Source organism: Azospirillum brasilense (assembly GCF_008365405.1).
In the GTDB taxonomy this organism is placed as follows: Bacteria; Pseudomonadota; Alphaproteobacteria; order Azospirillales; family Azospirillaceae; genus Azospirillum; species Azospirillum brasilense_D.
On sequence record NZ_QOKV01000012.1, the window covers coordinates 169440 to 195227 of the forward strand.

13 protein-coding genes are annotated in these 25788 nt (G+C 70.8%); 7 read left to right on the plus strand and 6 right to left on the minus strand.

The window, feature by feature from the left end; all coding sequences use genetic code 11:
- Positions 1-3 precede the first annotated feature (3 nt).
- Complete coding sequence (gene tyrS, locus DS837_RS19030; protein ID WP_149166195.1) at positions 4-1275, minus strand: tyrosine--tRNA ligase; 1272 nt, start codon at positions 1273-1275, stop codon at positions 4-6.
- 277 nt (positions 1276-1552) lie between these two features.
- On the opposite strand from tyrS, the gene DS837_RS19035 reads away from it, so the two are divergent.
- Both DS837_RS19035 and DS837_RS19040 read left to right on the plus strand, forming a co-directional pair.
- Positions 1553-2629 carry a PA0069 family radical SAM protein gene (locus tag DS837_RS19035; RefSeq protein ID WP_149166196.1) on the plus strand — a complete coding sequence of 359 codons (1077 nt, stop codon included), beginning with the start codon at positions 1553-1555 and terminating at the stop codon, positions 2627-2629.
- 132 nt (positions 2630-2761) lie between these two features.
- Complete coding sequence (locus tag DS837_RS19040; protein ID WP_149166197.1) at positions 2762-4678, plus strand: tetratricopeptide repeat protein; 1917 nt, start codon at positions 2762-2764, stop codon at positions 4676-4678.
- A gap of 16 nt (positions 4679-4694) precedes the next feature.
- Here DS837_RS19040 and DS837_RS19045 read toward each other — a convergent pair whose 3' ends face one another.
- From DS837_RS19045 to DS837_RS19055, 3 genes are read right to left on the minus strand one after another with little or no spacing between them, the layout of a single operon-like run.
- Positions 4695-6509 (minus strand): tetratricopeptide repeat protein, encoded by a 1815-nt coding sequence (locus tag DS837_RS19045; protein WP_149166198.1) that lies wholly within the window; start codon positions 6507-6509, stop codon positions 4695-4697.
- A gap of 37 nt (positions 6510-6546) precedes the next feature.
- Positions 6547-9363: a glycosyltransferase gene (locus DS837_RS19050; protein ID WP_149166199.1), complete on the minus strand. Its 2817-nt coding sequence runs from the start codon at positions 9361-9363 to the stop codon at positions 6547-6549.
- Positions 9360-10583, minus strand: coding sequence for a glycosyltransferase family 4 protein (locus DS837_RS19055; RefSeq protein WP_247890021.1), 1224 nt, complete (start codon positions 10581-10583; stop codon positions 9360-9362). Before DS837_RS19055 ends, DS837_RS19050 begins: the two co-directional genes overlap by 4 nt.
- A gap of 124 nt (positions 10584-10707) precedes the next feature.
- Between DS837_RS19055 and DS837_RS19060 the strand changes: the two genes are divergently transcribed.
- Positions 10708-14517 (plus strand): tetratricopeptide repeat protein, encoded by a 3810-nt coding sequence (locus DS837_RS19060; protein WP_149166201.1) that lies wholly within the window; start codon positions 10708-10710, stop codon positions 14515-14517.
- Here DS837_RS19060 and DS837_RS19065 read toward each other — a convergent pair.
- Positions 14498-16435: an O-linked N-acetylglucosamine transferase, SPINDLY family protein gene (locus tag DS837_RS19065; protein WP_149166202.1), complete on the minus strand. Its 1938-nt coding sequence runs from the start codon at positions 16433-16435 to the stop codon at positions 14498-14500. The two genes, DS837_RS19060 and DS837_RS19065, sit on opposite strands and share 20 nt — an antisense overlap.
- A gap of 149 nt (positions 16436-16584) precedes the next feature.
- Between DS837_RS19065 and DS837_RS19070 the strand changes: the two genes are divergently transcribed.
- Genes DS837_RS19070 through DS837_RS19080 form a run of 3 tightly spaced genes read left to right on the plus strand, consistent with a single transcriptional unit; the run spans position 16585 to position 21820 of the window.
- Positions 16585-18084, plus strand: coding sequence for a tetratricopeptide repeat protein (locus DS837_RS19070; RefSeq protein ID WP_170295906.1), 1500 nt, complete (start codon positions 16585-16587; stop codon positions 18082-18084).
- Positions 18081-19880 carry a tetratricopeptide repeat protein gene (locus tag DS837_RS19075; protein WP_149166204.1) on the plus strand — a complete coding sequence of 600 codons (1800 nt, stop codon included), beginning with the start codon at positions 18081-18083 and terminating at the stop codon, positions 19878-19880. Before DS837_RS19070 ends, DS837_RS19075 begins: the two co-directional genes overlap by 4 nt.
- The gene (locus DS837_RS19080) at positions 19880-21820 is read left to right on the plus strand and encodes an O-linked N-acetylglucosamine transferase, SPINDLY family protein (RefSeq protein ID WP_149166205.1); all 1941 of its coding nucleotides are present in this window, start codon (positions 19880-19882) and stop codon (positions 21818-21820) included. Before DS837_RS19075 ends, DS837_RS19080 begins: the two co-directional genes overlap by 1 nt.
- Here the strand turns inward: DS837_RS19080 and DS837_RS19085 are convergent.
- On the minus strand, positions 21807-23120 hold the full coding sequence (locus tag DS837_RS19085) for a tetratricopeptide repeat protein (protein WP_149166206.1): 1314 nt from the start codon (positions 23118-23120) through the stop codon (positions 21807-21809). The two genes, DS837_RS19080 and DS837_RS19085, sit on opposite strands and share 14 nt — an antisense overlap.
- 507 nt (positions 23121-23627) lie before the next feature.
- Here DS837_RS19085 and DS837_RS19090 point away from each other — a divergent pair.
- Positions 23628-25788 (plus strand): beta strand repeat-containing protein (locus DS837_RS19090; RefSeq protein WP_247890022.1); only part of this gene is annotated, 2161 nt, incomplete at its 3' end.

Sequence of the window (25788 nt, forward strand, 5' to 3'; positions counted from 1 at the left end):
TGCTCACCGAACCCGCAGCAGCGCGTGGCGCTTGCGGCCGGCGGACAGGCGGATCAGCCTGTCCCCGTCGAGGTCCGCCGGGGTCAGCAGCGCCGCCTCGTCGGTGACCGGGGTGCCGTTGACCCGCGCTCCGCCGTCGCGGATCAGTCGCCGCGCAGCGCCCTTGGACTCGGCCAGCCCGGCGGCGGTCAGCAGGTCGGCCAGACGGACGCCGGCGGCGAGGTCGGCGCGGGCGGCCTCCACCGTCGGCAGGCCGCCGCCGGCCCCGGCCTCCTCGAAGACCCGGCGGGCGGTCTCCCCGGCCTCGGCGGCCGCCGCCGCGCCATGGCAGAGGGCGGTGGCCTCGTGAGCAAGGATCTTCTTGGCCTCGTTGATCTCCGATCCCCGGAGCGCCTCCAGCCGGGCGATCTCGTCCAACGGCAGCTCGGTGAACAGGCGCAGGAAGCGGCCGACGTCCGCGTCTTCCGTGTTGCGCCAGAACTGCCAGAAGTCGTGCGGGCTGCGCCGGTCGGCGTTCAGCCACACCGCCCCCGCCGCCGTCTTGCCCATCTTGGCGCCCGACGCGGTGGTCAGCAGCGGCGTGGTCAGGCCGAACAGCTCCGTCCCGTCGACGCGGCGGGCCAGCTCGATCCCGTTGATGATGTTGCCCCACTGGTCCGACCCGCCCATCTGCAGCCGGCAGCCGTGGCGCCGCGACAGCTCCAGGAAGTCGAAGGCCTGGAGGATCATGTAGTTGAACTCCAGGAAGGTCAGCGGCTGCTCGCGGTCGAGCCGCAGCTTGACGGACTCGAAGCTCAGCATCCGGTTGACGGTGAAATGGCGCCCGATGTCGCGCAGCATCGGGATGTAGCGCAGCTCGTCCAGCCAGTCGGCGTTGTCGACCATCACCGCTCCGGTCGCTTCCTCGCCGAAGGACAGGTACTGGGCGAAGGCCCGGCCGATGCCGCCCATGTTGGCGGCGATCTGCGCGTCGTCCAGCATGGGGCGGCTGGTGTCGCGGAAGCTGGGGTCGCCGATGCGCGTGGTGCCGCCGCCGATCAGCACGACGGGCCGGTTGCCGGTCTTCTGGAACCAGCGCAGCACCATGATCGACACCAGATGCCCGACATGCAGGCTGTCCGCCGTGGCGTCGAAGCCGATGTAGGCGCCGACCGGCCCCTGGCGCAGCAGGGCGTCGAGGCCCGACAGGTCGCTGCCCTGGTGCAGGAATCCGCGCTCGTCGAGCACGCGCAGGAAGTCGGACTGGAAGGGGCTGGAAGCGGCGGGGGTCGCCATGGTGCTGATCTCCGGAAGGGAAGGGCCGCGTCCCGGAGATCATCTGTCGAAGCACATGCCGCCGGTCAGCGGCGGCATGGTTCATGTGGTCAAGACTGAACGCGCCGCCCTATGGGAGCAGCGGATAATAGCGGCTGGAATGGTGCGTGCGCGTCGTCATGACCGGAAAGCTAGGCGCGCGGGGGCGGGCCGTCAAGGGCGATCGGTTCCCACCCGCGTCCAAAAGAAGGATGATTGTTCCCTTTACGTTCTGTTTTGGCGCCGCTATCCTTCTGCCATGGACGAGATTCCGCGGCAGGCTCTGAAAGGACGGGGGGCGATCAGCAACCTGACCTCCCGTTACGAGCGGGAGACGCGGGTGCTGGCTGACGACGGCTGGGGCGAGAACGAAGCGCTGACGGAGACCGTCCCGACCCAGGTCTTCGACGACACGGCCCGTTCGATCCTGTCGAAAAACACGTCGCCCGACGTGATCTTCGAACGCTCGGTGAACCCCTATCGGGGGTGCGAGCACGCCTGCATCTATTGCTTCGCCCGCCCGACCCACGCCTATCTCGGCCTGTCGCCGGGGCTGGATTTCGAGACGAAGATCTTCCGCAAGGCCCGTGCTGCGGAGTTGTTGGCGGCGGAGCTTCGCGCCAAGTCCTACCGCTGCCAGCCGCTGGCGCTCGGCGCCAACACCGATCCCTACCAGCCCATCGAGCGGGAGCAGCGCATCACCCGCGCGGTGCTGGAGGTCTGCCGCGACTTCAAGCAGCCGGTGATGATCATCACCAAGTCGGCGCTGGTCCTGCGCGACCTCGACATCCTCGCGCCGATGGCGGCGAAGGGGTTGGTCAACGTCGCGCTGTCGGTCACCACGCTCGACCGCGACCTCGCTCGCCGCATGGAACCGCGGGCCAGCACGCCGCAGCGGCGCCTCGCCGCCATGCGCGAGCTGACGGCGGCCGGCGTGCCGGTGGCGGTGCTGGCCAGCCCGATGATCCCGGGGCTCAGCGACCATGAGCTGGAAGCCATCCTGACGGCGGCAGCGGAGGCCGGGGCGACGCAGGCCAACTACATCCTCCTGCGCCTGCCGCTGGAAATCGCCGATCTGTTCGAGGAATGGCTGCGCGAGCACGCGCCCAACCGCGCCGAACGGGTGCTCAGCCTGATCCGCCAGTGCCGCGAGGGGGAGTTGTACCAGTCCCAATTCGGCAGCCGCATGAAGGGCTCCGGTCCGGTGGCGGAGCTGCTGTCGAAGCGCTTCAAGCTGGCTTGCCGGCGCCTGGGGCTCAACGCCCGCGACGCCGCCCTCAACTGCGCCGACTTCAAACCCCCTCCGGCGCGCGGCGACCAGCTGACGATGTTTTGACCGTTCCGTCTTGCACGGGAACGAGCCGGCCCCCTCCGAGTTGATCGGCCAGCCATCGCTGGGCTACCTTCGGCCGCCCGGACACGGGTCTGAAATCCGGGTTGCGGTTCGAAGGTCGAGGGAGATGGGGTGATGGCCACGATCGGTGAAGTCCTGGCCATCGCGTTCGCCGATCATTGCGCCGGCCGCGTTCCCGAGGCGGCCGCTCTCTACCGTCGGGTCCTGAAAGCCGACCCGGCGAACCCCAACGCCTTGTATCTGCTCGGGATGGCCGCTTGGCAGAGCGGCCAGCCGGCGCCATGCCTGATTCTGATCGGGCGCGCGCTTCGGCTCAATCCCGGCTGGGTCGAGGCGCGCGCCAACCGGGCCACCATCCTGGACAAGGCCGGCCGGGGCGCGGAGGCCACCGCCGACTGGCGGCGGTTGACCCTGTTCGATCCGGGCCATCCACAGGCCTGGCGCAACCTCGGTGACGCCTTCCAGGCCCAGGGCGACGCCGGGACACCGCAAGCCGTTCAAGTGCTGCGCCGGGCCGCCCGCCTCGATCCCGGTTCGGTCGAGGTCCATCACGATCTGGGGGTGGTCCTGCGCCGCGCCGGCCGGCTCGACGAGGCGGTGGACAGCCTGCTCCGCGCCATCGCGGTCAAGGCCGATCTCGCGCCCGCCCACATGAACCTGGGCAACACCCTGCTTGAACGCGGCGATGACGCTGCGGCTCAGGCCAGCCTGCGGCGCGCGCTGGCTCTCGGCCCGGCCAGTCCGGAATACTGGTACAATTTCGGCAACGCCCTGTACGCCCATGGCGATCCCCTGGGGGCTCTGCGCGCCTACCGGCGGTCGGCGCGGCTGGGGCTTGCCCTCGCCCATCTGCGGGTGGCGACGGTGCTGAGCGATCTGGGCCGCTTGGCCGAGGCCGAAGCCGAAATGGTCGAAAGCCTGCCGATCCCGGGCGTCGAGGTGTCCCTCAGCATCGAGTTGCTGACCAACGTCTTCCTGCGAGGCGACCGGCTGGCGGAGGGTCGGGCGTTCTTCACCCGGCTGGCCTCGACGCCGCTTGGCGGCGTGGCCTATCGCGGGGAATGCCTGACCGCGCTCGCCGCGTTCGATCTGCGGGCTGGCGCCCCTCACGCCGCCCGTGACCGGCTGGCGGCGGTCCGCGGGGACAACGGCTGGTTCTTCACCGTGAAGTCGCTCGCCGCCTTGCGCGCTACCCTGGCCAATCAGGGGCTCCAACTGGTCCGCCCCGCCGCCGTGGGGTCGGACGGCGGGCAACGGCCCCCGCGCGTGACCTCGTCGTCGCTGGCCACCCGGGGCCGCTTCGCCCACACCGTCCTGGAATACATCCTGGTCCGGCTCTACGCCGAGAAGCACGGCTTCGTGCTGGAGACTCCCGACTGGGTGGGCGGCGCCTTCTTCGAGCTGAACGATCCGCCGCAGAGGGGTCCGCTGCCGCCGCTGCTGTTTTCCCGCCGCATCCTCAACGAGCTGGTCAGCGGCACCACGGAGCGGGCGCCGATCGCCGACCGCGACATCCTTTCGCCCCTGTTCCTGTTCGAGCACAGGCGGGAATACCGGCAGCGCGTCCAGTCCTGGCTGAGGCCGCGCCGGGTCTGGGAGCCGCATCTCGTCCCGGCGGTCGAACGGTTGCGGGCGGCGGGGAACACGGTGGTCGCGCTCCACATCCGGCGCGGCGACTTCGTGACGTGCAACTACCCGATCACAGAGACCGCTTGGTATGTCGACTGGCTGCGCGACTGGTGGCCGCGTCTCGACCGGCCGGTGCTCTATGTGGCCAGCGATGACGTCGCGGCGGTCCGGCACGCCTTCGCGGAGTTCCATCCCCTAACGCGGGCCGACGTCGTGGAGGAATGGGCGGGGTTGGACTTCCTTCAGGATTTCCACGTGCTGATGAACGCCGACGTGGTCGGCACCAGCGCCGCCAGCGGTTTCAGCGCGCTGGCCGCCCGACTCAACACCCGCGCCCGCCTGTTCGTCGAGCCGGACGTCGCCGCCCGCCGCATCCGGCCCTTCGAGCCCTGGACGCCGTGAAGCCCGGTGCCGCGGGTCAGGGGCGGGACCGGGCAAGAGCCTGGAGAGCGGCGCGGACGCGGCCGACGACGGGCGCCCACGCGCCACGCCGGTCCTGGCGGAACAGGCGCATGGTCGGGTACCACGGCGTGCACATCCCCTGGTCCAGCCAGCGCCAGTCGGGGGCGAAGGGCAGCACCGTCCAGACCGGCCGGCCGAGCGCCCCGGCCAGATGGGCCGGCGCCGTGCAGGAGCTGATGACGAGGTCGAGGTTTTCCATGATCGCCGCGGTGTCGGCGAAGTCGGCGATCTCGGCGCCGAGGTCGATAAAGGACGGCGGCAGCGGCCCGCAGGTCTCCAGGTCTTGCCGTCCCGCCCCCTTCTGCAAGCCGAAGACCGTGACTCCCGGAACGTCCAGCAGCGGAAGGAACGCCTTCAGGCGCGGCGAACGGATGTTGTCGGCCTTGAAACCGGGGTTTCCCGCCCACACCAGACCCACCCGCAGCCCCGTCCGCGGACTGGGCGGCGGCCCCAGGCGCGCCGCCCAGCGTGTCACCAGGTCCGGCTCGGCGCGTAGGTAAGGCACATCGGCGGGAATGGTGTAGAGCATGGTACCGAGCCGGTGCGGCAGGCTGGCCAGGGCAACGTGCGCGTCGTGCGGCGGTGGTGGGTCGAACCGGCTGACCACACCTTCGACGCCCGGCATGGCGGAGAGCAGACGGACGAGTTGGCTGTTGCACTCGATGACGACGCGTACGCCCCGCGCCTGAAGCTGTTGGGCGAAGCGGGCGAACATGATGGTGTCGCCCACCCCCTGCTCGTCATGGACCAGCAGGGTCCGGCCGGTGAGGTCGGAGCCGTCCCAGGCGGGTGAGGCGAAGCTGCGCCGGGGCGACGGGAAGTCGGCCATGCGCGAACGCCATTCGTACTCGGCGAACCCCTCCTCCAACTCGCCCTTGATGAGCAGCCCGAAGCTCAGCGCGGTGTGCGCCTCCGCCAGGGCCGGGTCGAGCCGGACCGCGGACCGCGTCAGGGCGATCATCTCGTCGACCTGCATCAGGTCGCGGGCCGCGAGCCCGAGGTTGAGGTGGGTGTGCGCGGCGTCCGGCTGCATCGCGATGGACTGCCGGAAGCAGGCCACCGCCTCGTCGAGCCGCCCGAGATCCTGGAGGGTGACGCCCAGGTTGTTGAGGACGCCGGGATCGCCCGGCGCGAAGCCGAGCGCGCAGCGGTAGTAGCGGACCGCCTCGTCGGCCCGGCCGAGACGGCGGTGGGCCATGCCCAGGTTGGCGTAGGCGGCGACCGAGGACGGCGTCATGCCGAGGAGCACCATCAACTCCTCGATCGCCGCCTCGGCGCGGCCGTCCAGGATGAGCGCCTGCGCCAGCAGAAGCCGCTGTTCGGTCAGCCGCGGCTTGAGGTGCAGCAGCCGGCGCAGCGCGGTCGCGGCCTCGCCGTGCCGGCCCTGGTCCGACAGAACGTTCGCGACGTTGTTGAACGCGTCGGCGGAGCCGGCGTCCAGCGCCAGGGCGCGCCGGCAGCAGGCCACGGCCTCGTCACGCCGGCCGAGCCGCCGCAGCGCGCTGGCGAGGTTGGAGAAGCAGGCCGCGTTGTCGGGGGCGGAGCGGATGGCCTGCGTCATCCACTCCACGGCCTCCGCCGGCTTGCCGCCTTGAAGCGCCAGCGCGCCCAGGAGATGCAGGGCGTCCGGATGACGGGGGTGATCGGCGAGAACCCGCCGGTACGCGCTCTCCGCTTCGGCCAGCCGGCCGGCCCCGTGATGGGCGAGGCCCGCCGCGACGAGCGCTGTGGGGTCGGGTCGATCCAGGGTGGCTTTGGTGGGGAAGGCCATGCGTCCGTGCTTTGTCCGTGCGTTCGGGGTGCGGCGATCAGATCAGGACCGGGGCTGCCCAGGGGTCGTAGGGGACCAGGGCCCGGCGCGCCAGGTCCGGCCGATGGAACCCGCCGGCGTTGCGGTTCAGCATGGTGGCGACGAAGGAGAAGGAGCTGTTGGAAATGGCGACCCGCTCGGCGTGGCAGAGGACGTGGAAGTCGGTGAAGAACTCCGCACCCGCGATCGGCTCGGCCAGATCGCGGGCGGTGACGGGGCGGTAGGCGGCGAACTCCCGCAGTTGGGCGGGGTCGTCGGTCGCGATGAACAGGAGCGGGCGGTCGAGCGTCGGCCAGACGGTCTCCAGCCAGTGCCGATACCAGGACGCCGGGGCGATCCAGAACCGCCCCCAGCCGAAATCCCCGCGCCGCAGGTGCAGCGCCACGACGGTCCGCCCGGTGTCGCGCAGACGGCTGAGCAGCGCATCCGCGTGGGGCCGGAGGTGGCGGCCCGGCGTGAACAGCGCGCGGAACTCTTCCCTGAACGGCGCCAGGGGGGTCATGTCACCGCAGAAATAGCCGGACACGTCGCGGTTCGCCAACAGGGTGGCGGGTTCCCCGCGGAAGGAGGCGGTCAGCGCCGCTTCCCCGTCCGCTTCCGCCACGCCCGGCAGCGCCGGGCCGGGCAGGGGATCGTTGTGATCGTACAGGTGGCGGCCGAGCCACGGAGGAACCTCCAGGGTGAGGCCGTGCCGAGCGGCGTAGAGGCGCAGGATGCCGTATTGGAGAAGCTGGTTGCCGAACCGTCCGTTCCGCCCCAGGACGGTCGAGGCGAGGCGGCGGCCCGGCCCGCCCGCCGGGACGGGTGCCGGAGGCGGCCCCCATCGCCGCGTCAGCAGGGACAGGGCGCGGCGCGTGAAGGCCTCGCCGAACCCGGGGTTGCAGCGGATCGCCCGCTCCCAGGCCACCAGCGCCGCGTCGGGACGGCCGAGCAACTCCAGGGCCGCGGCCAGCGCCGCGTGGCCGCCGTAGAGTTCCGGGCTGAGCCGCAGCGCCCGCCGGGCATGCTCCGCCGCGCCCGGCGCGTCGCCGAGGGTCAGGGCGGCGGACGCACAGTCCGCGTTGAGGTCCGGCCGCATCGGGTCCAGCCGGAGCGCGCGCTCCAGCGCCCGCGCTCCCTGCCGGTCCTGCCCGAGCCGCCGGTTCGCGCGGCCCAGCAGGTGCTGGGCGTTGGTGAGGTCCGGCTGGAGCGCCAGGGCGCGGCGCAGCCTGGGAACCGCCTGGGCATGGGCATCGGCGTCGACCAGCATGGAGCCGAGATTGCACCACGCGGCGGCCGCCCCGGGGTGAAGGCACGCCACCGCCCGGAAGGCCGTCAGCGCAAGCCGGTCGCGCCGCAGCCGGTGCGCGAGCAACCCCAACTCGAACCAGGTTTCGGTGCGGCCGGGGTCCTCGGCGGCGGCGCGGGTCAGGGCGGCGACGGCGCGGTCGAGCTGCCCGGCCTGGATGGTCTCCTTCGCCACCGCGAGGAGATCGTTGGCGCGCGGGGCGTCCCGGCTTTCCGAAAGGTCCGCCGCCGGGGTCGGAGACGGACCTCCGGCTTTCCCCTGAGCCGTGAGGAACGGTGGTCCGGTCCAGCCGCCGTCGCGCAGAAGCGCGGCTTTCTTGGCGTTGAGCGCGTGGATGCGGCGCTGGATCAGGATCTCGATCGCGACGTAGCGGGGGTCGGACGTGACCTGCTCCGTCGGCTTGGCGCCGCTGGTCATCGTCTGGCGCTGCCGCGACAGGGCGTTGTCCGCCCGCATCGTGTAGTGGACCGTCTTCTCCGCGATCCGGACTCCGCCGAACATGCTGTGGAGCGCCCGGCCGTAGGCCACGTCGTCCGCGATGGCCGGGTGGAACGGTGCCTCCTCCGGGAAGCCGCCGATCAGGTCGTGGCAGGCGCGCCGTACGCAAAGGTTGCAGGGGTAGCTCAGCTCCGACGCCTCGCGCCACGCGGGGGTGATCTCATGGTCGATGCTGTCGAACTGCATCCCGGTGCGGACGAACCCGGCGTTGGGGGTGTGGTCCAGCGCTGTCGCCGTCAGCACGAAATGCCGCTCGAAAAAGTAATCGTCGGCGTCGAGGAACCAGATGTACCGGCCAAGTCCCGCGGCGGCGCCGATGTTGCGCGACCGCCCCGCCCCCTGGTTGCGGTTGTTCGCGATCAGCGCGACGCTCTGTTCCGGATGAGTCCGCGCCCAGCGCAGGACCCGCGACGCCGTACCGTCGGGGGAGGCGTCATCGACGACGCAGACATGAACCTGCGCCCGCGGGTCCCGCATCGTCTCGCGATAGACGCGGGCCGCCGCGGCGACGCTGTCGAGCGCCCGCTCGATGGTGTCCTCCATCCGGTGTGCGGGGATCACCACGGTGCCGACAAAGTCGGTGTCGGCCTTGTGGCGCGCGATCCCCCGCAGGGCGACTCCCAGCCCGCAATCCTCGAAGCCCGCGGCGGCGTGAAGCCGCTCGGCCTCCGCGTCGCGGCCCTGGACCAGCCGCAAGATACCCAAGGCGCGGGCCAGATCGCCCTGTGGCGGCACGACGCGCGCCAAGGGTTCCAGCAACGACGCCGCCTCGTCGGCCGCCCCGTCCTGCACGCGCCTCAAGGCCCGTCCGGCGGCGCGGCCCAGGGGCTCCCCGATCTGCCGGCTGAGCGCCTTAAAGTCACCGTGCAGGCGGGCGGCCCGGACGAACAGCGCGATCGCCCGCAGGTCGTCGCCCGCCGCGCGGGCGCTGTGCGCCGCGTGCTGCCACGCGACCGCATCGGCCGGATCGTTCGCGAGCGCCGCCCGGTGTGACGGGGTGCCGTCGGAATCCACGATATCCGGCGTCATCCCTGAGCCACCGCCGTCACGAAAGTCTTGGCGAAGGCGCGCCAAGTCCGCTCGCCGCGCAGGAAGGCCCGCGCCTTGTCGGCGCGGGAACGGGCGGCGGCGCGGTCGGTGTAGAGGGCTTCGAGGTGGGCGACGGCCTCCTCGACGGACGATTCCCCCCAGCCGCGTCGCCGCCCGGCGGGATCGGCCACCGGGTCCTGCCGGAGCAGCGGCAGGCAGTTGCCGTCGCGGATCAGGTCGAGATGGCCGGTGTTGGCCGACAGGATGACCGGCACGCCGCAGGCCATCGCCTCCATGGCGACGAGGTTGGTCGCCCCCTCGCAGCGGTTGGGAAAGAGGGCGGCGTGGCATTCCGCCAGGATGGCGGGGATCTGGCCGCGCCCGAGGAAGCCCATGTCGACGAAGCCCTCCGGTGGCACGCCGCAATCCATCGCCCATTCCACGATGCGCAGCTTGCCGTTGTCGCCCACGGCGGGGGCGGAGGGCACCAGGGGGGACTCCGCGATGTCGGCGGAGGTGTGCGGCCAGGGGTTGTGCCACGCGGTGACCAGCAGCGCGTCGGGGTGGCGCTCGTGGAACCGGCGGAAGGCGGCCAGCACGATGTCCTGCCCCTTGCGGAACTCCACCTTCCCGCCCGAGAAGACGACGAAGCGGTCGCCGAAGCGCCGGGCCGGCGGGACCGGCGCCAGCTCGTCCGGGTCCACGCCCTGGAAGGCGCAGCCGACGTCGGTGAAACCCTGATCGGCCAGCAGCGCCCGGTTGTAATCGGAATGGACCACGAGCTTGTCGTAGCTCCGCGCGCGGCGCAGCGTGTCCTCGTCGAACAGGGTGTCCTCGAAGGCGATGACCCCGACGTTGCGGCTGCCGCGGAACCGGGTGGAGAACGGCCCGGCGACGAAGCCGTTGCCGAGCGCGTGCAGGACGGTGCAGTCGTTGAGGCCGAGCATCCGGTTGCCCGACCGGTCGGCGATGGCGGTGATCTGCCGATGGCCGTCCATCAGGCATTCCAGCTTTTCCCGGTTCTCCGGCCGCAGGGTGGACAGAAGCGGCTTTTCCAGCAAAAGCGGTGGCCGCCCCCGGTCGATCAGATGCAGCGCCGTGTGGACGCCGACCAGACCCCAGCCGTGGATTTCCGAAAGCTGCCACGTCAATGCCAGATTCTGCGCCAAGTTCTGCTCCACGCGCGGGGTCCCGCCATCCACAGCTGCCGACTCCGTCACGCGCCGCACATCCTTTTTGCCCATGGCCTTGGATGGTAGGATAGCAGAACGCAGGCGCCGATCCACAGCGTGAGCCGCTGTTCAGCGCCAGCCATCAAGTGCGAGCCATCCAGCCCGAGTCAGCATGACTGTCAAGATCGCCTTTCTCGACCCGGCGGGTGGGGACTACACGCCGGACACGCCACGCCTGCGCCCGCTCGGTGGTTCGCAATCGGCGCTGTGCTACCTCGCGGAGGCGCTGGCCGCCACCAAGTTGGCCACCTCCAAGCTTGAGGTCACGCTGGTCAACGGCGCCCGGACGCCCGGCTCGGTGCGCGGGGTGCGCTGCCTGCCCGCCGGCGCGGTGTCCTGGGAGGACATGCGGGCCTTCGACGTCGTGGTGCTGCTCAACGGCTGCCCGACGGAGGCGCTGATCCGCCTGCGCGCGGCCCTCGACGGCGGCCGCAAGCTGATCCTGTGGATGCAGCACGCCGTCGACCAACCCGCCGCGCAATGTGTCGCGGAGTCGGAGGCGCGCGCCTGCTGGGACGGCTACGCCTTCGTCAGCCGCTGGCAGATGGACGGCTACCTCACGGCCTTCGGCCTCGACCGCCGGCGCTGCCGGATCCTGCGCAACGGCATCGCGCCGGCCTTCTCCGGCCTGTTCCCGCCGGGGGCCGACATCAGGGCGGCGAAGCCCTGGCCGCCGGTCCTGGCCTACACCAGCACGCCCTTCCGCGGCCTCGACGTGCTGCTCGACAGCGTTCCTCGCCTGCGGGCGGCGATCCCCGGAACCACCGTCCGGGTGTTCTCCAGCCTGGAAGGCTATCAGGTCCCAGCCGACCGCGACCCCTACGGCGCTCTCTACCAGCGCTGCCGCGAGACCGAGGGCGTGGACTATGTGGGGGCGGTCTCCCAAGGTGCCTTGGCCGACGCGTTGCGCGGCGCGACCGGCCTCGCCTACCCGAACCGCTTTGCCGAGACCTCCTGCATCGCCGCCATGGAGGCGCTGGCCGCCGGCTGTCTCGTCGTGTCCAGCGCGTTGGGGGCGTTGCCGGAGACCACGGCGGGCTTTGCCCGGCTGATCCCGGTTCCGGAGGACCCGGCGGAGCACGCCGTCCGCTTCGCCGAAGCCGCCGGCGCAGCCCTCGTCCAGTGGCGCGACGATCGGGCGACCGTCGGGCTCCGGCTTCGCGAACAGGTCGATCACGTCACCGCCGGGATGAGCTGGGCCGGACGGGCCGGGGACTGGCTGGCGTGGCTCGATGAGCTGAGAGGCGACCACAGGAGCGGCGCCGCGCCGGGCACGACGATGGCGGCCGTCACCGCCACTCTGGCCGACGCGCAGCAGCGCCTGCTGGGCGCGCTGGGCGCCCACCTGAACGCCCGCCCCTCGGCCAAAGAGGAGCAGGCCTGGCGGGCGGAGGCGCGGGCACTGATCGCGCTGATCGAGCGTTCGCTGCGGCTCGACCACAACACGGAGGAGAACCGGTCGGCCGTCTGGACGACGCTGCGCGGGTTCGACGCCTGGTTCGCCTACGTCACGACGCTGACGGACACGCCGCCGCCCGCCGCCCCGCCACCCGGCGGGCGCCGGATCTACGATTGCTTCCAGTTCCACAACGAGCTGGACCTCCTGGAGGTGCGGCTGGCCGAGCTGGACGCGGTGGTCGATCGCTTCGTCCTGGTCGAGGCGACCTTCACCCACGCCGGCGATCCCAAGCCCCTCCATTACGCGGAGAACCGCGCGCGCTTCGCGGCCTACGCCGACAAGATCATCCACGTCGTCGTCGACGACGATCCCGGCGGCTTCGCATGGCAGCGTGAGGCCCACCAGCGCGACGCGATCACCCGCGGCCTCGACGGCTGCGACCCGACGGACATGATCGTCGTCTCGGACGCCGACGAGATCCTCCGCCCCTGGGTGATGGAGCGACTGCGCCGGGAGCCGGACGACGGCCGCTCGCTGTTCGCGCCGCACCTCGACATCTTCCTCTATTTCCTCGACCTCAAATCGCCCGATCCCTGGGTGTCGGTGGCCGCCGCGCCGTGGGAGCTGATCCGCCAGATCGGCGCCAACCGCGCCCGCTACCTGACCAAGCTGGGGCATGGGCGCGTCGTCCCGGACGCCGGCTGGCACTTCACCTGGATGGGCGGGGTCGAGCGCTTCCGCGCCAAGCTGCAGGCTTTCGCCCACCGCGAGATGATCGCGGCCTTCGATCAGGACGCGGCGGCGAACCGCGAACGGCTGGATCGCTTCTACGCCACCGGGCGCTTCGACGGCGGCGCCGTTCCCGGCATGTGGACATCTTTGGCGCCGGTCCCCATCGACGCCGGCTTCCCCCGGCTGATCCGCGAGCGGATCGAGCATTTCCGCGCGCTCGGCTGGATCTCGCCGGACGCCGGCCCGCCAGTCCCGGAGGAGCCGATCGCGGACTCCGGGTCGGAGCATCGTCGTGCCCTGGTCCTCGACCCCGCCTCCATCGACGCCTTTCATGCCCTGGCGATGGAGAAACTCGGCCGCAACGCGCCGGAGGAGGCGATCGGGCCGCTGCGCCGGTGCGTCGTCCTCGATCCCTTCGGCACCTTCCACCGCTTCCATCTCGCCCACGCGCTGCTGATGCGCCAACGTTACGGCGAGGCGGAGGGCGTGCTTCGGGAGTTGGTCCGCCTCGCCCCCGACGACCATCGCGCCCGCGCCAACCTGGGCATCGCGCTGAAGAATCTGGCCCGCCACGACGAGGCGGTCGGCGTCGGACAGCGGGCGCTGGCGCTCGCCCCTGCCGAGCCCGGCGTGCTCAGCAACCTGGGGCTCGCCCTTTCCCTGCGGACCGGTGGGGACGAAGAGGCGGCCCGCGTGCTGCATTGGGCGGTGGCGATCGACCCGGACTTCATCTCGGCCCGGCTGAACCTAGGGCTGGTGTTCAGCAAGCTGCGGCGCATCGCGGACGCGGAGGCCCAATGCCGACGCGTTATCGACCGCGATCCGAACCACGCCGAAGCGCACACGCTGCTGGGCACCTGTCTGCTGCTGCGCGGCGAGCTGGTGGCGGGGTTCCGGGAATACGAGTGGCGCACCCGTCTGGCCGACCGTCAGGTCACGCCGCGCGGCCTGCCGAGCCCGGTGTGGGAGGGCGGGAACCCGGAGGGCCTGACGATCCTGCTGCACGACGAGCAGGGGCTCGGCGACGGCATCCAGTTCGCCCGCTACGCGCCCTTGCTGCGCCGCCGGGGCGCCCGCGTGATCGTCGAGTGCGACGACCGGCTCGTCCGCCTGTTCGCCACGCTCCCCGGTGTGGATGGGGTCGTCGGCCGTTCCGACTCCCCGCCGCCGCACGACGCCCACGCCGCGCTGCTCAGCCTGCCGCACCGGCTCGGGACCACGCTGGCGACCGTCCCGGCCGAGGTTCCCTACATGTTCGCCGAACCGGAACGGATCGCGTTCTGGCGACGACGGCTGGGTCCGAAGACAGGAGCACGGTTGCGGGTGGGCCTGGTGTGGGCCGGCAACCCCGAATTCAAGGACGACCGCCGGCGCTCGCCGGGGCTGGCCGCCCTGCGGCCGCTGCTCGACGTTCCAGGCGTCGTGTTCTTCGGTTTGCAGAAGGGGGCCGGGCGGCAGGATCTGGAGCGTTGCGGGCCTCTGCCGCCGTCCTTCACCGACCTCGGCGCGGAGATCGCCGACTTCGCCGACACCGCGGCGATCATGGAGACCCTCGACCTGGTCATCAGCTCTTGCACGGCACCGGCCCATCTGGCCGGGGTGCTCGGCCGTCCGGTCTGGACGCTGTTGCCGGACATCGCCGACTGGCGCTGGATGGACCGTGGCGACACCACCCCCTGGTACCCGACCATGCGCCTGTTCCGGCAAACGACGTCGGGCGACTGGGCGTCCGTTGTCGCCGACGTGCGGGCGGCGCTGGAACAGGTGGTGGCTATAGGGACGGCACCGTGAAGGACGCGGGCGGCAGGCCGGCGGTGTGGCGGTCCCACATCGTCCGGTAGGCGCGTTCCAGGTGACGGGTGAAGCGGGGGCTGTCGAACAGCGGGGCCGTCGTCCGCGCGGCGGCGAGGCGGCGGCGGTAGCCGGCGAGCGTCGCCGGATCATCGGCCAGCCGCACCGCCAGCGCCTCGTAGCCGTCGAAGCTGGTGGTGACCGTCTCGGGCAGTCCGGCGGCGTTCAGCAGGCTGGCGGCGACGCGCGACGCGAAGGTGTCGCCGATCCGCGTTACCACCGGCAGGCCCATCCACAAGGCGTCCGAAACGGTGGTGTGGCCGGTGTAGGGAAAGCTGTCGAGGAACAGGTCGGCCAAGCGGTAGCGGGCGAGATGCTCGGCTTGCGGCCGGTGGGGGGCGAAGACCAGACGGCCGGGATCGACCCCGCGCCGCGCCGCCTCGCGCCGCAGATTGTTCGCACCATCCCGGCCGGCCTGCTGCAGCCACAGCACGCTTCCCGGCACCCGCGCCAGCACGCGCATCCACAGCCCGAACAGCGACGGGGTGATCTTGAACGGCGCGTTGAACGCGCAGAAGACGAAACCGTCCGGCGGCAAGCCGCAGGCGGCGCGGTCCGGCACCGGCATGTCCAGCGGCCGGCGCCGGTCGTTGACCTGATAGGAGTCCGGCATGATGACCAGCCGCTCCCGGTAATGCGGCTGATGGTCCGGCGGCGTGACGAAGCGGTCGCCGATGACATAGTCGAAGGCATCGCCGCCCATCGTCCCTGGATAGCCGAGATAGGCGACCTGGACCGGCGCCAGCCGGCACGCCAGAAGATCGAAGCGGACGTGCCGCGTGTAGCCTTTGAGATCGACCAGGATATGGACGCCCTCGGCCGCGAGCGTCGCCTGCACCTGCTCCGCATCGCAGCCGCGGATGTCGTGGAAGGCGTCGAAGGCGGCCTCCAGGCGGCGGCGTGTCGGGCTGCCGTCGTCGGGACCGTAGGAACAGGCGACGACGCGGAAGCGGTCGCGGTCGTGCAGTTCGAACAGCTCGGCCGCCAGATAGGCGGTGGCGTGCTCGTGGAAGTCGGCGGAGAGGTAGGCGACGGTGAGCCGGCCACCATCACCGGAGGGGGCGCCGAGGGCGCGCGCCACGGGGGCCGTCGCGACGGCTTGCGGGACGGCCGCCGGTTGCACCACCGCGCGGTGGAAGTGGCGGGCGGCACGATCCTGCTGCGCCGCGCTCGTATCGATCAGCAGGGTGAGCAGCGGCAGGGTGATTCCCCGGCCGCTGTCGATGACCGCCAGGACCTGCCGGCACAGATCGTCGTACGTGCTCCAGTCGCAGTGCGAGAGGGCGGCATGGAGCCGGTCGCCGAGGGATTCGGTGCGGCTGGGGTCGAGACTGTAAGCCCGCCCATAGGCCGTGGCCGCCGCGCCCGGTTCGCCCGCATCGCGCAACGCGTGGCCGGACTCGCGCCACGCCTCGGTGTCGTCCGGCGCCTGCGCGGCCGCCCGGCGAAGAACGGCGCGGCCCGCCGCGGCCCGGCCCAACTCGCGGAGCATCGCGCCCAACGCCACGATCCGCTCGGCATCGGCCTGCCCGGGGGCCAGCCGGATCGCCCGCGCCTGAAGCGCCGCCGCCTCGGCAAGACGGCCCCGGCGGCGCAGCAGAAGCGCCAGATTGAAGCAGGCGTCGGCCAGATCCGGCTTCAGCGCGATGGTGACGGCGAAATGGCGCCGCGATTCCTCGAATCGACCAAGCGTGAAGGCGGCGACGCCCAGAAGGAAGGACGCGCCATGATGGTCCGGCTTGACCGCCAGGATCGCGCGGCACACCGCGCCGCACTCGGCGTGCCGGCCGTTCTGATGCAGCATCAGGGCGTAGCCCAACGCTTCGGCGGGGGACGCAAAATGCCGGGCCGTGCTCATGCTTCCCCTCGGTGCCGCCGCCTCCTGGACCGTCGTGGAGGCGTGCGGAGCGTGAAATCGTCGGGAAAAGGGTTACCATCGGGCGCGGCAATTCCAAACCCATTTGCCGGGCCCATTTGCCGGGTCGACCACGTGGAGGGAGAGGGCGGGTGATCGAGGCGACGTTCGACGGGGCCGGTGAAGCGTTCGACCGGTGCTTCGGCTCGGGCCTGCGTCACGTCGACGCCGAATCGCTGGAGGCTGCGGCGTGCTCCTTCCGAACGGCGGCGGCGATCCGCCCGGATCATCCGGTGGCCTGGTTCGTCCTGGGGCTGGTGCTGCGCGGCCTGGGACGCGGGGACGACGCGGCGGTGGCGCTGCGGGCCGCCCACCGCCTGCGGCCGGACGACGCCGACACGCTGTTCCAGTGGGCGTCGCTGCTCATCGAGCGCCGTCTGCCCGAAGAGGCCGTAGCGCCGCTTCTCCGTCTCGTGGCGCTGCGGCCCGGTTACCCGGACGCGGCGTTCAGCCTCGGCAACGCGCTGATGGCCGTGGACGAGCCCGAACGGGCCGAAGCCGCCTACCGGCTGGCCGTGCTGCTGGAACCGGGTTCGGCGGCGGCCAACAACAACCGGGGCGCGGCGATCCTGTCCCAGGGACGGCCGGAGGACGCCGCCGTGAGCTACCGGCGGGCCGTCCGGCTTGAGCCGGGGTCCGCCGAGCATCACAAGAATCTCGGCGTCAGCCTGCTCACCGCCGGAAACTTCGCGGAGGGCACGGCCGAGTACGAATGGCGCACCCGCCAAGCCGTCTGGCAATGGAACCGCGACCGCCCCGGCACACCGCTGTGGGGCGGCGGCCCGCTCGCCGGCAAGACCATCCTGGTCCATTTCGAGCAGGGTCTCGGCGACACCGTGCAGTTCATCCGCTACATGGCTGTGCTCAAGGCGATGGGAGCCCGCACGGTCTTCGAGTGCCAGCCGCCGCTCAAGCGCCTCCTCGCTGGCGTTCCCGGCATCGACGTGCTGGTGGCGCGCGGCGAGCCGCTTTCCGAGGCCGACTGCCTCCTCCCCTTGATGAGCCTGCCCCATCGCTGCGGGACGACGGTGGCGACGATTCCCGGCGGCGTTCCGTATCTGCGGGCCGATCCGGACCGTTCGGCGTTCTGGCGCCGGCGGATCGCCGAGGCGGGGCGGCCGGGCGATTTCCGGGTGGGCATCCAGTGGCGGGCCGCGGGGGCCGACCGCTCGATTTCGCTGGAACGCTTCGCGCGCTTGTCGCACCTTTCCGGGGTGCGGCTGTACAGCCTGCAAAAGGCGGACGGACCCGGCCGGTGGGAGCGGCCCGACGACCGGCTGGGAATCGTCTCGCTGCCGGACCGGGACGGGAAAGGTGAGGATGAGGGGTTTGTCGACACCGCCGCGATCATCGAGGGCATGGACCTGATCGTCGCCTGCGATTCCGTGGTCGGCCACATCGCCGGCGCCATGGGGCGTCCGGTGTTCCTGGCCTTGCCGTGGCTGGGGGATTGGCGCTGGATGCGCCTTCCCGACCGCACGCCCTGGTACCCGCAGACCCGGCTGTTCCGCATGACGCGCCGGAACGATTGGGACGGGGTGATGGCCCGCATCGCCGCCGCGGTCGCCCGCCGCGCCGCGGGGGTGTCATGACGGATGGGATCGAAGCGGCGTCCCGGCTTTACCGCGCCGGGCGGCTGACGGAGGCCATCGACGCCTGCCGGGCCGTGCTGGCGGCGGAGCCGGGGCGCTTCGATGCGCTCAACCTCCTCGGTGCCGCGCTGTTCTCGGCTGGCCAGGACGGCGCGGCCCGAGAGGCGCTGCGCGAGGCCGTCCGCGCCGATCCGGGCGACGCCGCCGCGCTGACGAATTTCAGCATCGTCCTGCAACACCGCCAGGAGTGGCCGTCCGCCGGGCGCGCCTTGCGCGCGCTGGCGGCGGTGCAGCCGGAGTCCGCGTCCCTTTACAGCCGGTTGGGCACGGTGTTTCAGGAAATGGGCGACCTGGACAGGGCCGTCCGGTTCCTGGTGCGCGCCGCCCGGCTCGATCCCCGCCCGAGCGTGCAATGGTACAATCTCGGCCTGATCGGGATGCTCGCCGGCGACTTCATGGCCGCGGTGCGCGACCTGCGCCGGGCGCTCGCGATCGCGCCCGAGGGGGGCCTCGCTTATGTCCAACTCGGCGAGACGCTGCTGCGGCTCGGCCGGCTGGATAAGGCCGCCGGGGTGTTCCGCCACGCGCTCCGGCTCGACCCGGCCGCCTCCGAGGCGGTCAACGGCCTGGCGCGCTGTGGGCGATACCGGGCCGCCGCTTCGGCGGCGCAGGTCTCGGGGATGGGGGCCGAAATGGGGCTGGCGATCCGCGGGGCCCTGGCAAGCGCCACAGGCTACGGCTATTTCTGCCAGCGCTTCATCCGGACGCTGCGCCAGCGGGCCGTGCCCCTCCAGGCGATCGGAATCACCGGTCCGGAATCCTGGCGGGAGGAGGATCTCGACCCGCCGGTTCCCGCCAAGGCCCTGGTGAACTTCCTCATTCCGCTGGCGGTCGAGCGGGTGCCCGGGCTGGCCACTGTGACCTTCTCGATGTTCGAGGGAACCCGCATACCCCCGGCCTGGCGTCGCCAGTGCGAACACAGCGACCTCATCATCGTGCCCACGGAATCGTCCCGCGTGGCCTGGGCGGCGCAGGGCTATCCGGAGGATCGTCTGCGGGTGTGCCCCCTGGGCGTCGATCCGGAGGTTTCCGACGGCGGCGTCCCCGCGCCGACCATGGTCGATCCGCGCGGCCGGCTGGTCTCCAGCTATCGGCACCGCTTCGTCAACGTCTCGGATTTCATTCCCCGCAAGAACATCGACGGCCTGCTGCGGGTCTGGCTGCGCAGCACGGCGCGCGCCGACGACGCGGTGCTCATCCTGAAGCTGGGCAAGGGAACCAACCCGGCGTTCGGTGCGGAACTCGGCGCGCTGGTCCGGCGGACGGAAGAGGCCGTCGGAAAGCGGATGGCCGACGCGGCGCCGGTGGTGCTGATCAACCAGCTCCTGTCGGACGCCGACATGACGGGGCTGCTGCGGGCGGCGACCCATTACTGGAGCATGTCGCACGGCGAGGGCTGGGACCTTCCCCTCTCCAAGGCCGGCGCCATGGGGTTGGGCCTGATCGCGCCGCGCCATTCGTCCTATCTGGATTATCTCGACGAGCGGGTGGCCCGGCTGATCCCGGCGGCCGTCCGCCCCGCGCGCCTGCCTTACAGCGAGCAGGCCTACCCGCCGTTCCACGGGCTCGACTGGTGGCACCCGGACGAGGACGCGGCGGCGGACATCCTGACCGCCATCATCCGCGGCGACGACACCGGCCCCCCGTCGGCACGCGACCATCTGGTGCGAGGCTTCACCTGGGCCCGCGCGGCGGACCGGCTGCTCGCCATCCTCGACGACGCGGGTCTGCGCTGATGGGGAACCCGGCCGAAACGGCGGCGGTTCGGAGCTTCGCCGCCGCCCTGGAGCATCATCGGGCGGGCCGGCTCGACGCCGCCGAGGCCGTTTACCGGGCGATCCTGCGCGACGATCCCGGTCACGCCCACGCCAACAACAATCTGGCCATCCTGCTGCGCGGCACGGGGCGGTGGGAGGAGGCCGTCGCCTGCTACCGCCGGGCCGTTGCGGCGCTGCCGGACGACGCGCCGATCCGCAGCAACCTCTCCTGCGCGCTGGCCGACCTCGACCGGCCGGCGGGGGCGCTGGCGGCGGTGCGCGTGGCGCTGTCCCTGTCCCCGGACTACGCCGACGCCTGGTTCAACGCCGGCAACCTCCTGAAGACGGAGCGGCAGCCCGAGCGGGCGATCGCCGCCTACCGCCGGGCGGTGCGGCTGAAGCCCGGCATGGGCGGGGCCCACAGCAACATGGGCGACGTCCACCGCGACCTCGGGGAATCGAGCCGCGCCGTGGACTGCTACCGGGCGGCGATGGAGGCGCAGCCCGACCTGCCGCAACCCGTCGTCAACCTCGGCGAGGCGCTGAAGGAGCAAGGACGGATCACCGAGGCCATCGCGGTCTTCCAAAGCGGGGTCGAACGCCACCCCGATCTGACCCTGCTCCATTCCAACCTGCTGTTTGCCCTGCACTACACGCCCTGGGTGCCTCCCGAGGTCATCGCCCGCGCCCACGCGCACTGGAACGAGCGGCACGCCCGCCCGCTGATGCCGCTGGACTGGGGATTCCTCAACGATCGCAACCTCGGCCGCCGGCTGCGGGTGGGCTATGTCTCCCCCGACTTCCGCGCCCACGCCTGCGCCCATTTCATCGAGCCCCTGCTGCGCGAGCACGACCGCGGCGCGATCGAGGTGTTCTGCTACGCCACCTCGAACCATCACGACGCGATCACCGAACGCATGAGGAGTCTGGCCGACGGATGGCGGTCGCTGGTCGCGCTGGACGACGCGGCCGCCGCCGCGCTGGTCGAGCGCGACCGCATCGACATCCTGGTCGATCTGGCCGGCCACACGGCGCACAGCCGGCCGCTGCTGTTCGCCCGCAAGCCGGCCCCGATCCAGGTCGCTTGGCTGGGCTACCCCGACACCACCGGCATGCCGGCGATCGACCACCGCCTGACCGACGCGGTCGCCGACCCGCCGGGCCTCACCGACTCCTGGCACGCCGAGCGGCTGGTCCGCCTGCCCAAGGGGTTTCTCGCCTTCCAGCCGTTGCGGTTCGTCACGGCGCGCGACGAACCGCCGGCGCTGGTCAACGGTTTCGTGACCTTCGGGTCCTTCAACAACGCCGCCAAGGTGACGCCGGAGGTGCTGCGGGTCTGGTCGGCCATCCTGACGCGCGTGCCGTCCGCCCGCCTGTGTCTCAAGAGCCGCGCCTTCGCCGACGCGCCGACACGCGCGCGCTATCTCCAGCAATTCGCCGGCAGCGGCGTGGACCCTGGCCGTGTCGACCTCCTTCCCCCGATGGATGTGATCGATCACCATCTGCGGGCCTACGACCGGATCGACATCGGGCTCGACCCCTTCCCCTACAACGGCACCACCACCACCTGCGAAGCGCTGTGGATGGGCGTGCCGGTGATCACGCTCGCCGGTCGTCATCACGTCGCGCGGGTGGGTGCCAGCCTGCTGACTCAGTGCGGGCTGGACGAGTTCATCGCGACGGACGAGGCCGGTTACGTCGAAACAGCCGTCTGCCTGGCAGGGGACACGGAGCGCCTGGCCACGCTGCGCCGCGGCATGCCGGAACGGATGGAGCGCTCGGCGCTCAGCGACCATCGCGGCTTCGCGGCGGCGGTCGAGGCGGCCTACCGCGACATGTGGAGGCTCTGGCTTGGGCGCGAACGGAACGCGGCGGCGGAATGCCGAGCGCCAAGCGCCGGCCGCATCACCGGCCGGTGATGCGGCGGACCTCCTCGCGCAGGGCGACCGCCGCCCGGGCGAACACCGGTTCCCAATCCTGGTCGGGGCCTTGGCGGAACAGCCGCATCGTCGGGTACCAGGGCGTGCGGTCTCCGGAGATGCCGTAGATCCAGTAGGGGACGTGCTGCACGAGGTTCCACACCGGTGTGCCGAGGGACCCGGCGAGATGCGCCACGGAACTGTCGGTCATGATGACGAGGTCGAGCTGTTCCAGCATCGCCGCCGTGTCGGCGAAATCGTCGAGATCGGGGCCGAGCGGCGTCACCAAATGGCCGGCAACGCCGCTGTCCGCGAGTTCGGCCTCGGGCGGTCCTTTCTGAAGGCTGTAGAGCCGCACACCCGGCACCTCGGCGAAGCGCAGGAACCGGGCGAGGCTGGTGGCGCGCCGGCCGTTGTCGCCGAAGGTCACCCGCCCTGACCACACGATCCCGACGCGCAGCGTGCCCGGCTCCCGCGCGCCGAGCCGATGGGCGGCCTTGTCGCGGGAGACGGCCGGAACGGTCAGGGTGGCCGGTGGCGGGACCGAGGCCAGCGTGGTGCCGAACAGGCCCGGCAGGCTCATCTGCGACGCCTCGACGTCGAAGGCCGGCGGCGGGTTCCCCGGTTGCAGGACCTCGTCGACGCCCAACCCCGACAGCACCCGGCGCAGCTCCGGATGGCATTCGTACAGCACCCGGCCGCCCCGCTCCCTGACCAGCGGCACGTAGCGCCCCGCCAGGATGGCGTCGCCGAATCCCTGCTCGGCGAACAGGAACAGGGCGCGCCCGTCGAGCGCGCCGCCGTTCCAGGCCCGTTCCGACGGTGGCCGGCCATGGTAGGCGGCAAGCCCGCGCCGGGCTTCGTAATCCGCGAAGCCGTGGACGTAGTCGCCGACCTGAAGCCGGGCGAGCGCCCGCTCCCACCGCAACTCGGGCGTGGCGACTCCGCCCGCCGCCGCCCGCTCGATCATCGCGAGGGTCTCCTTGAAGTGCCCCGATTTACGCAGGGCCACGGCGTTGTTGAAGAGGAAGGCCGGGGTGTGCGGTTCGAGCCGCAGCGCCTCCGCATGCGCGGCCAGCGCCTCGTCGAATCGACCGGCCTCAACCAGGGCGTTGCCCAGGTTGCTCCAGATGCCGGCGTTCGCGGGTGCAAACTCCAGGCCCCGCCGGTGGCAGGCGATGGCGCCGTCCAGCTTTCCCACACGACGCAGAAGATGGCCAAGCATGGTCCAGGCGCCATCGTCGCGGGGGTTGGCCGCGAGGGCGGCCTCCAGCGTGGTCGTGGCCTGTGCATGGTCCATCCTCGTCCCCCTGGTTCGCCGTGGCCGAACCGCAAGACCACGTTGCGACCAAAGACTCGTTTGATGGCGTGACTGTCAACCGCTTGCCCCTGAGGGCGACGCCATGACCACTCACCCACGCGCACGAATACGATCCGCGAATGTCTTTCGTATAATTTATGGTTAATAATTGTTTTCGCCCGATTCCAGCTTCCAAGAAAATTGCTTTTCTTCTGAAGCAAAGCAACCGACGCGCGACAAGAAGAGGGCTTCAGGAAATAATTCGTCGCATTTCTCGCAGATAGGCCTCGTAAAGATGAAGTTGTGCGTCGCCAATGTGATGTGTCGATGTTCGGCAGATGCGTGGATGTTGCTTCGATGATTCGGGCCTGCGGCAAGTAAGCGTAGATAAATTATTAACTTGACCTACCCACTATTGGGAATTAGTGGCCAATCGTATACAAGCCGCCACGCTCCTGCTGCCAGAGCCGCGGAGCCTGGAAAAAACGCCGATGCACGAGGGATGAGATGGCTGCTGGTGGAACACTGACGCTCACGAGCGGCTCGGACTACACGTTCTCCTCGACGGAGGTTTGGTCCGGGATCAGGGGCAACGGCAGCACCCAGGGCGTTAGGCTCAACACCCAGGGCCAGACCCTGAGCGTGTCCAACCTCGACCGCATCATCGGCGGCACATCCAGCACCAGGAAGGACGTGGTCACGCTAGCCGGCACGGGCGGCAACACGATCACGGTCGAAGCACTGGAGACACTGATCGGCGGTTCCGGCAACGACCGGGTCCTGCTGACGTCCACCGGCGCCACCATGGTGGTGGAATCGCTCGAGACGATCCTCGGCGCGACCACCGGCACCGCCCTCATCACGCTCGCCGGCACCACCGGCAACACCATGTCGGTGGGCTATCTGAAATCGATGATCGGCAGCGCCGGCAAGGACGTCATCAACATCAACGCCGCAGGCTCCGTCGGCAGCACCATGGCGGTGGCCCTGATGGAGACGCTGATCGGGACCAACGGCCTGGACCTTGTCGCCACCATAGGCGGCACCGGCAGCAACACGATGTTTCTGGAAGGCATCGAGATCGTCCTAGGGAACGCCAGCGCTTCCGTTAACGATGTCGTCCATCTGGCCAGCGGCGGCAACACGATCGGCGTCGCCTTCCTGGAGACCCTCATGGGCGGCAGCGGCAACGATGTCGCGACGATGTCCTTCAAGTCCGGCACGGCCAATCTCCAGAGCACTGCCGGCACACTTGCCGTGTCGTCGATCGAAACGATCGTTGGTGGAACCGGCGGCCGAAACACCGCGATTCTCCTCGACGTCGGCAACACCATCACGGTGGCAAGTCTCAACACCCTGATCGGTGGCGGCGGCAAGGATGTCGTCAACGTCACGCTCCGGGACGGGACGGCGGTCGTCGGCGACGGGGGCATCCCCTGGAACACCAGCGGCAGCACGATGCTGGTGTCGCTGATCGAGACGATGATCGGCAGTTCCGGCGACGACATGGTCGTCGCGCTCAACAACGACGGCATGACCCTCGCGGTTTCGGCGATCGAGTCCGTGGTCGGCAAGGCAGGCAACGACGTCGTCCACCTCGGCACCGGCGGAAACACCATCCAGGTGGAGGCGCTGGAAACCCTGGTCGGCGGTTCCGGCACGGACGTGGTGACGGTGAACACCAGCCGGGGCACCACCATGACGGTGTCGGCCGTCGAGTCCATCGTCGGCAATGCGGGCACCGACGTCATCCAGTTCGGCAACGGTGGAAACACGATCCAGGTGGAGGCGCTGGAAACCGTGATCGGCGGCACCGGCAACGATGTGGTGACCGTCACCGAGACCACCGGCACCATCTTCCTGTCCGGCGTCGAGACCATCTACACGCCCTATCAGACATTGACGCTGAGCGGCGTGGACACCTCCGTCACCTGGCCGCCGGCTCCCGCCGACACGACACCGCCCTCGATCACCACGGTTTCGATCCCGGACACGGCGATGAAGATCGGCGACGTGGTGACCGTGACCATCACCGTGGCGTCGGACAGCGACACCTACACGCTGGGCAACGGCAGCACGGTCGGCGGCTTCGCGCTCGGCAACCTGACCAAGGTCGACGCGACCACCTACACCGCCACCTTCACGGTGACCAGCGGCGGCACCGACGTGGCGGCGGGCGTGGACGTGCCGGTCAACATCGTGCTGACCGACAGCGCCAGCAACTCCAACACCCCCTACACCACGGCGATCAGCCAGGGCGCCGACCGCATCGACGCCAACCGGCCGACCATCGCCTCGGCGGCGGTGAACGGCACGGCGCTGACGGTCACCTTCGCCGAAGCCATGTCGGCGAGCAGCGCCGCCGGCCTGACCGTCACGGTCGCCGGCCAGAGCCGCGTTGCGACCTACGCCAGCGGTTCGGGCACCACCACGCTGACCTTCACGCTGGCCTCGGCGGTCACCCAGGGCGAGACGGTGACGCTCGACTACAACCCAGGCACCGGCAACCTGACCGACACCGCGAGCAACGCCCCGGCCAGCGTCACCAACCAGTCGGTGACGAACAACACGGCCGACACGACGCCGCCGTCGATCACCACGGTGACGATCCCCGACCAGGCGGCCAAGGTCGGCGACACGGTGACGGTGACGATCACCGTGGCCTCGG